Origin of the sequence: Runella sp. SP2 (assembly GCF_003711225.1) — a bacterium.
GTDB lineage: Bacteria > Bacteroidota > Bacteroidia > Cytophagales > Spirosomataceae > Runella.
Map to the genome: position 1 here is coordinate 4552713 of NZ_CP031030.1, position 16030 is coordinate 4568742.

Sequence of the window (16030 nt, forward strand, 5' to 3'; positions counted from 1 at the left end):
TTTTTACTAAAAAAACGTGCGTTTGCACTTATGAGCCAACGAACCACAACCCAGTTTTTCGATACTAAAATTGAGTTTTTGAAGGGAGTCGGCCCCACTCGGGCGGCTACTCTCAACAAAGAACTGAAGCTATTTACCTTTGGTGATTTAGTCCAATATTACCCGTTTCGTCACGAAGACAGAACGTCGTTTCAGCGCATTAGCGAGCTGAATGACACGATGTCGGCAGCGCAGTTGAAAGGCCGCATCAGAAGCATGACCGTCATAGGCGAAGGCCACAAACGTCGGCTTACGGTGGAGTTTACCGATGGTACGGGCATCGTTGAGTTTGTCTTTTTCCAAAGCATTGATTGGCACCTCAAACACCTCAAAGAAGGCGGTGAATACATTGCGTACGGCAAACCCCAACGGTTTGGACAGCGCTTCAACTTTAGCCATCCCGACCTCGAAACCATCAACCCCGAAAATGAAGGAGGTGGCTATTTTCAACCCGTTTATAATCTAACGGAAACACTCCGTAAGAAATACCTCGACAGTCGGTTTTTGAGTAAAATCATGCGGAGTTTGTTGGAGCAAGCGACGCCGCATTTTCGAGAAACGCTGCCGCAAGAGTTGGTGCAAAAATACCGCCTTTTGCCCAAAGCCGAGGCCATGTGGGGCATTCACTTGCCTGACAGTCAATACGCCCTTACGCAAGCCCTGCGTCGATTGAAGTTTGAGGAGTTGTTTTATAACCAATTGCGGTTGCTCAAAAACAAGCTCCTGCAAAAACGCGAGTATCCTGGGCAAGTTTTTAGCAACCTTGATATGCTAAAAACGTTCTACCAACAACACTTGCCGTTTGGGCTTACCAATGCTCAAAAACGCGTTTTGCGCGAAATCCACGACGATTTTAAATCGGGCAAGCAGATGAACCGCCTCTTGCAGGGCGACGTAGGAAGTGGTAAAACGATTGTGGCATTTATCTCGATGTTGATGGCCATCGACAACGGCGCGCAAGCCTGTCTTATGGCGCCCACCGAAATTTTGGCCGACCAACACTACCGTGGTCTAAAGCCTTTTTGTGACGCCTTGGGAATAAATATCTCACTTCTGACGGGTTCTACCACCAAAAAAGGCCGTAAAATCGTGTTGCCAGGCCTGCAAGATGGCAGCATCCACATTGCTGTAGGCACGCACGCGCTATTGGAAGATACGGTGCAGTTCAAAAACTTAGGGCTCTGTATCATTGACGAGCAACACCGTTTTGGGGTGGCACAGCGGGCCAAAATGTGGGCCAAAAACGAAACTATTCACTCGCATATTTTGGTGATGACCGCCACGCCGATTCCGCGCACGTTGGCCATGACCCTCTACGGGGATTTGGATTTGAGTATCATCGACGAACTTCCCGCAGGCCGTAAGCCGATTGAGACGGTTCATTACTTCGAGACAAAACGCCTAGCGATGTTTGGGCGGGTAAAGGAGGAAATCCGCAAGGGTCGTCAAGTATATATTGTGTACCCGCTCATCGAAGAATCCGAAAAGCTGGATTACAACAACCTCATGGAAGGCTACGAAAGTATTCAGCGGACGTTTCCTGAGTACCACATTAGCATGGTACACGGCAAGCTGTTTCCCTACGAAAAAGACTTTGAAATGCAGCGATTTGTGAAAGGTGAAACGCAAATTATGGTGGCCACCACGGTGATTGAAGTAGGAGTAAACGTCCCGAATGCGTCGGTGATGGTCATCGAAAGTGCCGAGCGTTTTGGGTTGTCGCAGTTGCATCAGTTGCGTGGACGCGTGGGTCGTGGGGCTGAGCAGAGTTATTGTTATTTGATGACGGGCGTGAAACTCAGCAAAGATACCCGCATTCGGATTGATACACTCTGCGCGACCAACAACGGTTTTGACATTGCCGACGTGGACTTAAAATTACGCGGTCCAGGCGACCTGACGGGCACGCAACAAAGCGGTTTGATGGATTTGTTGTTGGCCGATTTGGCCAAAGACGGTGCTGTATTAAAAGCCGCCCGCGAAGCTGCCGACGAAATTTTACAAGAAGACCCCGATTTGGTACTCCCCAAAAACGAACCCATCCGCAGCCACATTGACTCACTTCGGAAGGAGGAAACTAACTGGAGTCGCATTAGTTGATGGCGCGAGCATCCTGCTCGTGGCTTTTATTTTCAGGCTTCAAGTCGTTTTTTGAATGATTAGGCTTGAAGCCTAAAAATGATTAGCACGAGTGTGACACTCGCGCTATCGAAACAACATCGTTTTTACACCCTTTACCCTGAGCTACTGCTGATTTGTAAGGGACTCCCAAACTTTTCCTCTAACTTTGTGGTAGTGTAAAAAAATGACGTAAATGATTGATTATTTAAGTGGCCTCAACGAACCCCAAGCCCAAGCCGTAACGCACGGCCCAGGGCCGTTGATGATTATTGCGGGTGCGGGTTCGGGCAAGACACGAGTGCTGACCTTCAGAATTGCCCATTTGATAGAAAATGGCGTGGATCCGTTTCGGATTTTGTCGCTGACGTTTACCAACAAAGCCGCAGGAGAGATGCGCGCGCGTATCGAGAAAGTGGTCGGGTACGAAGCGCGAAACATCTGGATGGGAACGTTTCACGCGGTGTTTGCCAAAATCCTTCGCATCGAAGCGCGTTTTTTGGGCTATACTTCCGATTTCTCCATTTATGATACCGACGATTCTAAATCGCTGATTAAGAGCATTGTCAAAGAGCTTAACCTCGACGACAAAACCTACAAAGCCAACGTGGTTTTTAACCGTATTTCGGGGGCAAAAAACAACCTTATTTCGGCCGATGACTACTTGGCAAATCCGTTGTTCAGAGCCGACGACGAAGCGGCAAAATTGCCCGAAATCGGCCGCTTGTACAAAGCTTATACGACGCGCTGTTTTCAGGCCAATGCGATGGATTTTGACGATTTGTTGTTCAATACCAACGTGCTTTTTCGCGATTTTCCTGAAATTTTGAACAAGTACCAGCACAAATTCCAATACGTGATGGTCGATGAGTTTCAGGATACCAACGTGGCACAGTACCTGATTACCAAAAAGTTATCGGCGGTACATCGGAACATTGCCGTGGTAGGCGACGATGCCCAAAGTATCTATGCCTTCCGTGGGGCTAACATTCAGAATATTCTCAATTTTGAGCGCGATTTCCCCGAAGTACGGGTGGTGAAGTTGGAGCAAAATTACCGCTCGACCCAAACCATCGTGAATGCAGCCAACTCGGTGATTGCTAGAAATAAAGCGCAGTTCAAAAAGAACGTGTTTACCACTAACGAGGAGGGAGGATTGATTGACGTGGTGAAGGCAAGTTCGGACAACGAAGAAGGGCGGCTGATTGCCACCGCGATTTTTGAAGAAAAAGTAAACAAAGGCTTACGCAACACCGATTTCGCGATTTTGTACCGTACCAATGCCCAATCGCGGGCGTTTGAAGAGGCCCTCCGCCGACTCAACATCAAGTACCGCATCATTGGGGGATTGTCGTTTTACCAACGCAAAGAAATCAAAGACTTGTTGGCGTACTTGCGTTTTATCGTGAACCAAAACGACGAGGAAGCTTTTAAGCGAATTATTAACTTGCCCAAACGTGGCATTGGTGACACCACTGTAGCCAAAATATCCGTATCGGCGGCCGAGCACCGCGTGCCAATTTGGGAAGTTGTTTCCAATATCTCTCGGTACGTGGCGGGGCGTGCGACCTTGCCCATTGAGGGTTTTGCCACTTTGATTAAAAGTTTCAAAATTTTGCTGGAAGAAGGCAAAGATGCCTACGCTGTAGCTTCTCACGTGGCCAAAGCCTCGGGAATTTTGCGGGAGTTGTACGAAGACAAAACCGTGGAGGGCTTGAGCCGCTACGAAAACGTGCAAGAATTGCTGAACGCCATCAAAGAGTTTGTGGATAACCCCGATAATGAGGACAAAACGTTGAGTTCGTTTTTGCAAACTGTTTCACTGTTAACTACCGCTGACGAAAGCGACGATGATGGCGACACCGACCGCGTAACTTTGATGACGATTCACGGCGCGAAGGGGCTTGAATTTAAAAATGTGTATGTTGTGGGGCTAGAAGAAGGATTATTCCCTAGCCAAATGATGCTCGAAAAGCGCGAGGATTTGGAAGAAGAGCGACGGCTGTTTTACGTGGCCATTACCCGTGCCGAAACCAAACTCACATTTTCGTACGCCGAAAGTCGCTACAACTGGGGTCGCCTCAATATGTGCGAACCTAGCCGATTTTTGTTTGAAGTTGACCAGCGTTTTTTGATGATGACCAAAGGGCGCCGTTCGGGAGGCATGGACGACTACCGAAACAATGCGGAGCCGTCGTCGATGAATTTTATTCGTCAGATAGCCAACCGCACTTCTCAACCTCAAAAAGGAACGAGCGAAACGGTTAAAAGTTCAACTGGGGTATCCAGTCCCAAGGTGCCGACTCCTCCCCCACCAACCAACAGCGCCAGTACGTCGAGCGAGCCTTTTGTGGCAAGTGATACCTCAAATCTGGAAGAAGGTAATCGCGTAGAACACCCAAAATTTGGGAAAGGTACGGTCAAGAAAATGGACGTCAACGGCACTGACCGCAAAGCCATTATTCATTTTGACACAACGGGCGAAAAAACCCTCTTATTGAGTTTTGCGAAGCTGAGAATTTTACGGTAGCAATACGTGATTTTTGTACATTTTGTACATCAGGGTATGAGTACCCTGATGCACAAAATGTTTTTATTTGTGTCTCGTTTTTAATACGTCCACAATATCGTCCAAATCCAACCCACGTTGTTCGAGAAGAATCAGGTAATGGAACAACAAATCGGCAGCTTCACCTTTAAACAAGTCATCGTTAGCGTCTTTGGCTTCAATCACCAACTCCACGGCTTCTTCACCGACTTTTTGGGCAATTTTATTAACACCACGGGCAAAAAGCTTACTTGTATATGACGCATCCGAGGGATTATTTTTGCGGTCGCGAATGATTTGCTTTTGTAAGTAATTCAAAAACGAAGCTTTGCCCTCATTTTTCTCAAAAAAACAGGTATCCGCCCCCGTGTGGCAAGTAGGGCCAATTGGATGCGCTTTTATCAAAATCGTGTCTTGGTCACAGTCCACCAAAACTGTTTTTACTTGTAAAAAATGACCCGAAGTTTCCCCTTTAGTCCAAAGTCTTTGCTTAGAACGGCTAAAAAATGTGACCACTTTTTCGGCTTCGGTTTTAGCCAATGCTTCCGCATTCATATACCCAACCATGAGTACTTTCCCCGTTTCTTCATCTTGAACAACGGCAGGAACCAAACCGTCGGGAGATTTTGAAAAATTGATTTCCATTATCATGTGTGCCAAAGCACCAGTTACTAAAAAACGTTTAATAAGTTAGACTAACTTCCAAAACTTGCATACAAACGGACGTCTTCGAGCAAGATTTCGTCGCCGCACATAATCACCAAACGCTCAATGACGTTGCGCAATTCACGGACGTTACCCGTCCATGGCAACGATTTTAGGTGCGTCATAGCATCCTCCGTAATTTCTTTGGGTACACCACTGTATTCTTGCGAAATATCGTACAAGAATTTTTCGGCTAACAACGGAATATCTTCGCGGCGTTCGGCCAACGGCGGTACGTGAATCGGTATAACGTTCAGGCGGTGGTACAAGTCTTCACGGAAACCTCCTTCTGCAATCTCACGTTTGAGGTCTTTGTTGGTCGCCGCAATCACCCGAACATTGATTTTGATTTCTTTATCTCCACCTACGCGGGTAATTTTACTCTCCTGCAACGCTCTCAACACTTTGGCTTGCGCCGACAAACTCATATCACCAATCTCGTCCAAAAAGAGTGTTCCACCATCGGCTTGCTCAAACTTCCCAATACGTTGTTTTACAGCCCCCGTAAACGCCCCTTTTTCGTAACCAAAAAGCTCACTTTCAATCAATTCGCTTGGAATTGCAGCACAGTTTACTTCAATCAAAGGCTTATTAGCGCGGTTACTGCGCTCGTGAATTTGCTTGGCGACCATTTCTTTACCCGAACCATTGGCTCCAGTAATGAGCACACGGGCTTCGGTAGGTGCCACGCGACTAATGGTTTCTTTGACCTTACGAATCGGGGCCGACTCACCCACGATTTCGTTGATTTTGAAAATACGTTTTCTGAGATCAACGGTTTCCGCGACCAATTTGGCTTTCTCAATGGCATTTCGAACCGAGACCAGCAAGCGGTTCAAATCAGGTGGTTTGGTGATAAAATCGTATGCACCACGCTTGGTAGCCTCCACGGCATTTTCGACACTACCAAAAGCCGAAATCATAATAAATTGCGTCGCTCGGCCTGCTTCACCAGCTTTTAGAAGTACCTCGAGGCCCTCCAATTTTGGCATTTTAATATCGCAGAGCGCCACATCATAATGATTATTGAGAATCATATAGAGACCTTCTTCTCCATCTTTGGCCTCTTCAACCTCATAATCTTCGTATTCTAAAATATCACGCAGGGCAGCACGGATACTTTTCTCGTCATCCACAATCAGGATTTTTGCCATCAGTCGTAGAAATAAGTTAATAGGCAAAGTTAGTAAACCCATCGGGAAAATAACGCGAAAGAAAGTTACTTTTCCAACAATTTAGAAAACTTCAAACGAATAAGTAATGGTTTGTTAATTGTTATCTGTTATCTGTTAATTGTAAGCCACAGATTATCAACCAGCTAAACCTAAGTAATCATGCAAAATCAAACTAGATGTTGTCAATAATCTGTGACTCCTTAAACCCCACGCCTTTAGGCTGGGGTCTAAGAAAAAGTACAACTTAGGGCTTTAGCCCTGATCAGAACGAGTAACGGATAACCGCTAACAGATAGCTGCACCCAAGTATGAAGTCCTTATTCAAACCGATAACCGTAGCGTTTGGCAATTTTTTTCTTTTTCATTTTCTCCACGCTCATACTCATCCGTACATCTTTTAATGGTCGGTCGGAGCCATCGCGGCGTTGATGAGCGATGCTATCGAGCACCGACAAGCCACTTATCACTTGCCCAAAAACGGTATAATTCCCGTCCAAATGCGGCGTACCACCTATTGTTTTATAGACTTCTCGTTGCGCAGGGGTTGCTTGTCGAGTCCCTACCGCCCGACGTAACTGTGCATCGAGTTCGGTGTCGTTATATACTTTTCCTTGTACGATGTAAAACTGGCAAGCCGACGATTTTTTTTCGGGGTTATTATCCCTTGCGGCTGCCAACGCCCCCTTTTTGTGAAACAAATCGGGGCGAAACTCCGCAGGAATTCGCTCCATATTGCCTCCGCCCCCACCCAAACGGTCGCCTGGTTTGGCGTTTTTGGAATTAGGATCTCCCCCCTGAATCATAAAATTTTCGATAATGCGGTGAAAAAGCAAGCTATCGTAAAAGTGTTCTTTGGCTAATTTTAAAAAATTGGCCTTGTGAAGCGGCGTCTGCTCGTGCAAAATGGCTGCCATGTCACCAAAGGAGGTGTGAATTGTGACCACTTCGGCTTTCTTGGTTTTTTTTTGAGCAAAAGCCACCGTACTCAAGACGACGAAAAAGGAAAGAGCAACGTGTTTCATTAGGTAATGGAGGTATTTTTTCACGAAATTGCACTCAAAAATTCCGTTTCCCAAATTTACTCAGGCGTGAACAAACGAAAGATTTTCAACGACCCCGTTTATGGATTCATCAGCATTCCGTCTGATTTGGTCTTTGACCTTATCCAACACCCTTTTTTCCAGCGGCTTCGACGCATTCGGCAACTAGGGATGGCCGAACTGGTCTATCCTGGTGCGCTGCATACCCGTTTTCACCATGCCCTTGGCGCCATGCACCTCATGGGGCAAGCCCTCTCCACCTTACGCACCAAAGGCCACCTGATTTGGGAAGCAGAATGGGAGGCCGCCCAAATCGCGATTTTGCTGCACGACGTCGGGCACGGGCCGTTTTCTCACGTATTAGAAAAAACGATTTTGAACGACGTCCACCACGAATATCTTTCGCTGGAAATTATGAAAGAGCTCAACCGCCAGCTGGACGGGCGGCTCGAAATGGCCATTCAGATGTTTGAGGGTAGCTATCCACGGCAGTTTTTTCACCAACTGATTTCCAGCCAACTAGACATGGATCGTATGGATTACCTCAACCGCGACTGTTTTTTTACGGGTGTAGCCGAGGGTGCCATCGGTACCGAGCGCATCATCAAGATGTTGGATGTAGTGGATGACCAACTTGTTGTAGAGTCCAAAGGAATATTAAGCATTGAAAATTTTCTAAATGCACGGCGTCTCATGTATTGGCAGGTGTATCTTCACAAGACATCCATTTGTGCCGAAACCATGTTGATTCAGGCCATCCGAAGAGCGCGCGAACTGGCCAGAAGCGGCGAAGACATCTTTGCTCCCAAGGATTTTGGGCTATTTCTTCGTCAGAACATCACCCTACAGCAATTTCAAGAAAACCCTCAGTGCTTGCAATCTTTTACCAACATCGACGATTACGACGTCTGGGGTTGTTTGAAAGTATGGGCTGCTCACGAAGACCACGTACTTTCCATGATTTGTCAACATTTGCTTGACCGAAAATTGTACAAAATACAGTTTTCAAGCACCCCATTTGACCAAAATCAGCTACAAGAAATCCACGAACAACTGCGCCAACAAGGCATTTCGGACAGTTGGCATGACTATTTTTTGGTGCTGGGCGAATCGAGCAATGCGGCTTATGTTTCGAGCAAAGAACGCATTCTTATCAAAATGAAAGATGGTAGCGTATGCGATATTGCTGATGCCTCTGATTTACCGACAATTAAGGCCCTGAGTAATATTGTCCGAAAGTATTATGTTTGTTGGATGAAACCCCTAACTTTGCAGTCTTAATTGTGACCGTATGGAATTTACCGTCAAGCAGATTGCTGGACTGCTCGGAGGAGAAATAGAAGGCGAAGAGAACCTAAAAATCAGTCAGTTATCAAAAATTGAGGAGGGCATCTCTGGTAGTATTTCTTTTTTATCCAATCCAAAATACGAGCCTTATTTATACACAACCGAGGCTTCGGCAGTAATTGTAGATAAAAGCTTTGAACCTAAAAAAGCGTTTAAAACTACCCTTATTCGGGTAGAAAGCTCCTATACAGCGTTTACTCAACTTCTACAACAATACGAACGAATCATCAAGGGCGACAAACGAGGAATTGAGCAACCTTCTTACCTTGGAGAAGGCACCGAACTGGGGGAGAACCCCTACTTAGGTGCTTTTGCTTACGTTGGAACAAATTGTAAGATTGGGAAAAATGTCAAAATTTATCCCCATGTTTACGTGGGCGATAACGTCAAAATTGGCGATGGTACGGTGATTCATTCGGGCGTCCGAATTTATAACAATACCATTATTGGTCAAAATTGTACCTTTTTTGCCAATGCGGTTATTGGAAGTGATGGATTTGGGTTTGCCCCACTTCCCGACGGAACCTACAAAACAATTCCTCAATTAGGCAACGTCGTCATCGAAGACAACGTAAGTATAGGTGCAGGAGCTACAATCGACTGCGCCACAATGGGCTCGACTGTTATTCGCCAAGGAGTAAAACTGGACAACTTAGTGCAAGTAGGGCACAATGTCGAAATTGGTAAAAATACCGTTATTGCTGCGCAAGCAGGCATAGCAGGCTCCACCAAAATCGGAGAAAATTGCGTCATAGGCGGACAAGCTGGTTTTAACGGGCATATCACGGTTCCAAAAGGGACTAAAGTGGGTGGCCAAGCGGGCGTTACTCGAACATGGGAAGAAGAAGGTCTTTCACTTAACGGAACTCCCGCCCTCGAACTCAAAGACAGTTTACGTTCGGCGGCGATTTTCCGTAAATTACCGCTCTTGGAAAAAAGAGTACACGAATTAGAGAAACAAAACAAAGAAGATAAACACTAGGAATGTTGAACATTAAACAACAAACCATCGAAAAATCGGTGTCGGTATCGGGTGTAGGGTTGCATACTGGTGTCTCGGCTACCATGACTTTTGTACCCGCCCCTATCAATCACGGTTATAAATTTCAACGTATTGATTTGGAAGGTCAGCCTATCGTTAATGCTGACGTGGACAATGTGGTAGATGTTTCACGAGGGACTACCCTCGAACAAAACGGAGCCCGTGTTTACACGGTTGAGCACACCCTCGCCGCACTTGTTGGGTTACAAATTGATAACGTACTGATTCAGCTTGATGGCCCTGAGCCTCCTATCATGGATGGCAGCTCTATCAAGTTTGTAGAAGCACTAAAAGAAGCTGGAATTATTGAACAAAATGCCTCGCGCAACTACTTCGAAATTTCAGAACCTGTACGCTACATAAACGCGGAAAAAGACATTGAGATGGTAGCTTTACCCCTCAACGACTACCGCCTCACGGTGATGGTAGATTACAACTCACAAGTAATCAGCAGCCAGCACGCTTCGCTCAACGACCTTACTACCTTCTCACGCGAGATCGCTTCTTGCCGAACTTTCTGTTTCTTGCACGAGCTTGAGGCGCTTTACAAAGCCAACCTCATCAAAGGCGGCGACCTAACCAATGCCATTGTGATTGTCGATCGCGATGTAGAGGAAGGCGAACTTGATTATCTTTCTCAGTTGCTCAACAAACCTACCATTGGAGTCAACAAAAAAGTAGGCATTCTGAACAACTTAGAGCTGCACTATCCCAATGAGATGGCTCGCCATAAATTGCTAGATGTCGTAGGAGACTTAGCACTCGTGGGACGCCCTATCAAAGGTCAAATTTTGGCAGCACGCCCAGGCCACGCCGCCAACGTTGCTTTGGCGAAAAAAATCAAAAAGCTGATGGAGTCGTCAAAGAGCCCTGTGCCTCACTTCGACCCAAAAATGCCCCCTGTGATGGACTTGAAGCGCATTTGTGAGCTTCTCCCCCACCGCTACCCCTTCTTGATGATTGACAAAATCGTTTATATGGATGAAAACAGCGTGGCAGGTCTCAAAAATGTAACGATGAACGAGCCCTTCTTTACAGGCCATTTTCCAAACAATCCTGTTATGCCAGGAGTTTTACAAATGGAAGCCATGGCGCAGACAGGAGCTATTCTTGCTTTAAGTTCTCAGTCAGACCCTGAAAACTATTGGCCTTTCTTAGCTGCCATCGAAAATTGCCGTTTTCGTCGCAACGTCGTTCCTGGAGATACCGTTATCTTCAAATGTGAGTTTACAGCGCCTATCAAACGAGGCATTGTCAAAATGCACGGTGCAGGATACGTGGCAGGACAACTTGTATGTGAAGCTGACATGACCGCAAGCCTAGTTAGAAAAAAGTAATGGTAAACAAAGCAAGCTTAGATGGAAGTACTTCTTTCTGAAAACGACGCTTTGGAAACTATCAACCCAACATGATTCAACCGTTAGCATATATACACCCTGAGGCCAAAATTGCCCCAAATGTTGTGATTGAGCCATTTGCAATGATCCATAAAGACGTCGAAATTGGCGAAGGAACTTGGATTGGCTCACATGCCATTATCAATGAAGGTGCGCGAATTGGAAAAAATTGCAAAATTTACTCTGGGGCAGTCATTTCCTCTACTCCCCAAGACCTCAAATTTAAAGGAGAGTACACACAGACATTCATCGGTGATGAAACCATCATTCGTGAATACGCTACAATCAGCCGCGGCACTGATGAGTACCTCAAAACCGAAATTGGCAGTCACTGCCTCATCATGGCTTACGCCCACGTAGCCCACGATTGTCGCATTGGCAACTATTGTATCATTGTTAACAACGTACAACTCGGGGGGCACGTCCACTTAGGTGACTGGGGAATCATTGGAGGTTCCAGTTCGGTACACCAATGGGTAAAAATTGGTGCCCATGCAATGATTTCGGGCGGGTCACTTGTGCGCAAAGATGTGCCACCTTTTACCAAAGCTGCCCGCGAACCGCTCTCGTACGCAGGGGTCAATTCCATCGGCCTTCGTCGTAGAGGTTTTACTAACGAACAAATAACCGAGATTCAGGAAGTGTATCGGTATGTTTATTTAAAAGGCTTCAATAACTCAGAAGCATTGGTACAGATTGAACTAGACTTACCAGCCTCGCCAGAGCGCGACCTTATTGTTAACTTTATTCGCAGTGCCGAGCGCGGGATTATCAAAGCGCCGAGTGCTTCCCACGTCGATAGCGAAGACTAAGGGTAGGCCTTGTTTTAGCTGGCTCATTTTTACGAAGGTATAAAATCAAAAAGAGGCTGTCCGAAAAGGGCCGCCTCTTTTTATTGAAAAGGCAAAAAAGATTCCGAACTTTGAAAAAAGTGAATTATGTCCATGAATACTATTGACAGCTTGATTAAAAAACACAAAGCATTATCAAAAGGCCAAATAGATTATCGAAAGTACGCCTATTATGCTTTAACTCACCATTCAACAAGTATTGAAGGAAGTACCCTTACCGAATCGCAGGTAATAAATTTGTTGGAGTATGGCAAACCCGCCGCCAATAAACCTTTTGAACATCACCAAATGGTATTTGACCATTTTAGGGCGTTGGTAGCGGTAGTTGAATGGGCCGAAGCGAAAGTGTCATTATCACCGCTTTTGATACAACAAATGGGCGCTAGAGTGATGAAAAACACGGGGAGTGTAGTTAATTCGATGGGAGGCAACTTTGATGTATCAGCAGGTGAGTTTCGTTTGTGCTCCGTTAGGGCAGGAACGAGAACATTTCCCAATTATCTGAAAGTACCGCAATTGATAAAACGATTTTGTGAAGAAATCAATGAAGGCATCAAAACATCAAAAACGCCTCAACAACAACTAGAACTTTCATTTAAAGCCCATTTTGACTTTGTAAGTATTCACCCATTTGGGGATGGCAACGGGCGAACTTCCCGACTGTTAATGAATTACATTCAGGCGTATTTTGGGTTGCCAATGGGGCTAGTGTTTAAACAAAACCGTATCGGCTATATCAACGCCTTAGAAGCCGCACGAAACGCTGAAGACATAGCTCCTTTCTACGACTTTATGTTTAAGCAATACGAGAAGTTCCTAAAACACGAAATTGAAGAAATGTCACGTTAATTTTTTCGTTGTTTTGTAGCTGCCTAATAAGACAACTTTTGGCTTTGACCCCCTCCCCAAGCACTCTTTTTGCAAAGGTATAAAAGCAAAAAACTCGAAGCTTTCGCTTCGAGTTTTACCCGAGTACCCAGAGCCGGAGTCGAACCGGCACGAGTGTAACCTCATTGGTGTTTGAGACCAACGCGTCTACCGATTCCGCCATCTGGGCAAGTCATTGTGTAAACGGGACTGCAAAGGTAGCAGTTGAGATTTTAATTCCAAATTTTCGCGCCAAAAAAAGTGTAAAAATTTTCCTTATTCATAGCGTAAAGCTTCGATAGGATCTAAGCGTGAGGCTTTTATCGCTGGATAAATTCCTGAAAGAATTCCGACCACAACGCACACTAATATCCCCATCATCATCCAAAACCAAGGCACAATAAAGCTGGCATTCTCGCTGATGACCTTGGCGATGATATTTCCAACGATAATTCCTAAGATAAGTCCACCGATTCCCCCCAAGATGCAAACCACAATGGCTTCCATCAAAAACTGCAAGCGAATCAGCCGTGGAGTTGCCCCTAGCGACTTTCGGATACCTATTTCGCGCGTTCTTTCTGTTACTGATACTAGCATGATATTCATTAATGCAATGGCCGCTCCCAATAACGTAATGATGCCAATTCCGAAGCCCCCCATACGCAAGTACCCCGATATTTCTTCAAAGTTTTTGGCCAGTGCATCGGCGCTTTCTATTTCAAACGAATCAGGTTTCCCAATGAGGTCTTTCCGAACGCGTCGCATGATTCCCCTGGCCTCTCCCATGATGAGTTCTTGGTCTTCCATGCTGTTGACAGATGTTGTAATATCAAAGGTTAATTCGCGGTTTGCAGCCAATGCTCGGCCATTTTCAAGAGGCACCAACAGCACACGGTCATCCCCTCCTCCCGTCAATGAGCCTTTTTTATCCAAAACACCTACTACTTTGTACTGATTTCCTCGAACGATAATTTCTTCATTGATTGGGTTTATTTTTCCCTCAAACAGTTTTTGAGCTATTTCTGAACCAATAATGATCACATTCAGACCATTGTCTAAGTCTGTTGGGGAGAAATTACGGCCATTGACAAGCTTATAGCCCTTAATGGCCATATAGTTATCATCAATACCAACTACGCGCGTATTGGGGTTGGTTTTGACAGATTTGTATTTGACTTGTACAGCGCCGCTAATATTTGACGAAATCGACACTTGGGCATTGTACGTGTCTTTGATTTCTCGTTTGTACTGATTGGCTTGACGGTACGTAATCGAAGGATAATCTTTAGAGCGCATTCCTCCACTTCTTCGACGAAAAGGCTGTGGCCCTCGGATGTCAAACGTATTAGCACCTAAATCGGCAAAACTATTATTCACCGAACTTTGCATTCCATCAATGGCCGTCAGAATCCCCACCAGCGATGTAATACCAATGGCAATAATCAGCGCCGTCAGGACGGTCCGAAGCATGTTTGATTGAATGGAACGCAGTCCTTCACGAAAGTTCTCAATAAGGTTCATGGCAATGGTTGATTCTGCACGATTTTTGCAATATATTCGTTATTACAAAAGTCATTCTGAAAATTTAAATCCACAAACCGATGAAGCGGTTCATCCTACCACTTATCATTTTTTTGGGCGTAGTACACGGGGCTTGGGCCTCTAAGATTCTGATTCCGATGGATGAATCCCAAAAAAACCACCTTAAATCGTACGGACTGGCGTACTGGGTCTTGCGCACCTACGATACTGAAATTGACTGGCTTCTCAACTACCGCGGAGGCAGTTTTATGATGGATTGGAACCAGCGAATCATCAATGAAATGGTTGTTCGTGGGATTTCATACGAAGTGATTTCTGACGCGCAAGGAAGCGGTATTTTAAGCGAAATTGCCCAACCTGACGCCAACATGGACAACGTAAAGCTCCACAAAGCCCCCAAAGTGGCCGTTTATTCGCCTAAAACCAAACAACCTTGGGACGACGCCGTAACTCTGGTGATGACCTACGCCGAAATCCCCTACGACATTGTCTATGACGACGACCTTATGGAAGGCAAACTGTCGGAATACGATTGGCTACACCTTCACCACGAAGATTTTACGGGACAGTACGGCAAGTTTTTCCACTTCCGCGACTACCCTTGGTACCGCGCCCAAAAGCGAGAAGCTGAGGACATAGCCGCTAAATGGGGTTTTTCTAAGGTATCTAAGCTAAAACTGGCCGTGGCTAAAAAAGTACAAGAGTACGTAGCTGGTGGCGGATATATGTTTGCCATGTGCAATGCTACCGACACGTACGATGTCGCGTTGGCTACTCAAAATACCGACATTGCAGACGTGATTTACGACGGTGACCCTACTGACCCCACTGCTCAAAAAAAGCTAGATTTTAGCCAGACATTTGCCTTCCAAAACTTTCAAGTCGTGACCAATCCTTACGAAATTGAGTTTTCTTCGGTCGATAGTCAACCCAACGAACGTGGCATGAACGAAGCCAACGACTATTTTACGTTGTTTCAGTTTTCGGCCAAATGGGATCCTGTTCCTACCATGTTGACACAAAACCACCAGCAAATTATCAAAGGGTTTATGGGTCAAACCACGGCTTTCAAAAAGCAGTACATCAAACCCGAGGTGATTATTTTGGCTGAAAATCGTGCGGCGGGTGAAGCACGTTACATTCACAGTACGTATGCCAAAGGCTTTTTTACTTTCTACGGTGGCCACGACCCCGAAGATTACCGCCACGAAATCAATGAAGAACCTACGGATTTAAACTTACACCCTAACTCAGCAGGATACCGTTTGATTTTGAACAACATTTTGTTTCCCGCGGCCAAGAAGAAGAAGTTGAAGACTTAGTTTTGGGTCGATAGTCCACAGTCGATAGTCAATTGTT

At 45.7% G+C, this 16030-nt stretch carries 12 protein-coding genes and 1 tRNA gene; 8 read left to right on the top strand and 5 right to left on the bottom strand.

Features of this window, described 5'->3' with window-relative positions; genetic code table 11:
- Positions 1 to 30 precede the first annotated feature (30 nt).
- Together recG and DTQ70_RS18150 are read left to right on the top strand one after the other, a co-directional pair.
- Positions 31 to 2139 carry an ATP-dependent DNA helicase RecG gene (recG, locus tag DTQ70_RS18145; RefSeq protein WP_122932121.1) on the top strand — a complete coding sequence of 703 codons (2109 nt, stop codon included), beginning with the start codon at positions 31 to 33 and terminating at the stop codon, positions 2137 to 2139.
- Between the two features lie 214 nt (positions 2140 to 2353).
- The gene (locus DTQ70_RS18150; protein WP_122932122.1) at positions 2354 to 4687 is read left to right on the top strand and encodes an ATP-dependent helicase; all 2334 of its coding nucleotides are present in this window, start codon (positions 2354 to 2356) and stop codon (positions 4685 to 4687) included.
- A 63-nt stretch (positions 4688 to 4750) separates the two neighbouring features.
- Here DTQ70_RS18150 and hisIE read toward each other — a convergent pair whose 3' ends face one another.
- From hisIE to DTQ70_RS18165, 3 genes are all read right to left on the bottom strand, one after another.
- A complete protein-coding gene (gene hisIE, locus DTQ70_RS18155; protein ID WP_122932123.1) occupies positions 4751 to 5356 on the bottom strand; it encodes a bifunctional phosphoribosyl-AMP cyclohydrolase/phosphoribosyl-ATP diphosphatase HisIE in 606 nt (201 codons plus the stop codon).
- Between the two features lie 44 nt (positions 5357 to 5400).
- Entirely contained in the window at positions 5401 to 6564 is a 1164-nt protein-coding gene (locus tag DTQ70_RS18160) for a sigma-54 dependent transcriptional regulator (RefSeq protein WP_122932124.1), read from the bottom strand.
- A gap of 338 nt (positions 6565 to 6902) precedes the next feature.
- Positions 6903 to 7607 carry a peptidylprolyl isomerase gene (locus tag DTQ70_RS18165; protein WP_122932125.1) on the bottom strand — a complete coding sequence of 235 codons (705 nt, stop codon included), beginning with the start codon at positions 7605 to 7607 and terminating at the stop codon, positions 6903 to 6905.
- Between the two features lie 66 nt (positions 7608 to 7673).
- Between DTQ70_RS18165 and DTQ70_RS18170 the strand changes: the two genes are divergently transcribed.
- From DTQ70_RS18170 to DTQ70_RS18190, 5 genes are all read left to right on the top strand, one after another.
- A complete protein-coding gene (locus DTQ70_RS18170; RefSeq protein ID WP_229599965.1) occupies positions 7674 to 8906 on the top strand; it encodes an HD domain-containing protein in 1233 nt (410 codons plus the stop codon).
- 10 nt (positions 8907 to 8916) lie between these two features.
- Positions 8917 to 9954: a UDP-3-O-(3-hydroxymyristoyl)glucosamine N-acyltransferase gene (gene lpxD / locus DTQ70_RS18175; RefSeq protein WP_122932127.1), complete on the top strand. Its 1038-nt coding sequence runs from the start codon at positions 8917 to 8919 to the stop codon at positions 9952 to 9954.
- Positions 9955 to 9959: 5 nt separating this feature from the next.
- On the top strand, positions 9960 to 11351 hold the full coding sequence (locus DTQ70_RS18180) for a bifunctional UDP-3-O-[3-hydroxymyristoyl] N-acetylglucosamine deacetylase/3-hydroxyacyl-ACP dehydratase (RefSeq protein ID WP_122934466.1): 1392 nt from the start codon (positions 9960 to 9962) through the stop codon (positions 11349 to 11351).
- Positions 11352 to 11422: 71 nt separating this feature from the next.
- The gene (gene lpxA, locus DTQ70_RS18185; RefSeq protein WP_122932128.1) at positions 11423 to 12223 is read left to right on the top strand and encodes an acyl-ACP--UDP-N-acetylglucosamine O-acyltransferase; all 801 of its coding nucleotides are present in this window, start codon (positions 11423 to 11425) and stop codon (positions 12221 to 12223) included.
- Between the two features lie 132 nt (positions 12224 to 12355).
- The gene (locus tag DTQ70_RS18190) at positions 12356 to 13111 is read left to right on the top strand and encodes a Fic family protein (protein WP_164490096.1); all 756 of its coding nucleotides are present in this window, start codon (positions 12356 to 12358) and stop codon (positions 13109 to 13111) included.
- 124 nt (positions 13112 to 13235) lie between these two features.
- On the opposite strand, the gene DTQ70_RS18195 is transcribed toward DTQ70_RS18190, so the two are convergent.
- Both DTQ70_RS18195 and DTQ70_RS18200 read right to left on the bottom strand, forming a co-directional pair.
- Positions 13236 to 13319: transfer RNA gene (locus DTQ70_RS18195), tRNA-Leu, on the bottom strand.
- 86 nt (positions 13320 to 13405) lie between these two features.
- Entirely contained in the window at positions 13406 to 14650 is a 1245-nt protein-coding gene (locus tag DTQ70_RS18200; RefSeq protein ID WP_122932130.1) for an ABC transporter permease, read from the bottom strand.
- An 80-nt stretch (positions 14651 to 14730) separates the two neighbouring features.
- Between DTQ70_RS18200 and DTQ70_RS18205 the strand changes: the two genes are divergently transcribed.
- Positions 14731 to 15993, top strand: a complete 1263-nt coding sequence (locus DTQ70_RS18205; protein WP_028524307.1) for a hypothetical protein — start codon at positions 14731 to 14733, stop codon at positions 15991 to 15993.
- The last annotated feature ends 37 nt before the right edge of the window (positions 15994 to 16030 follow it).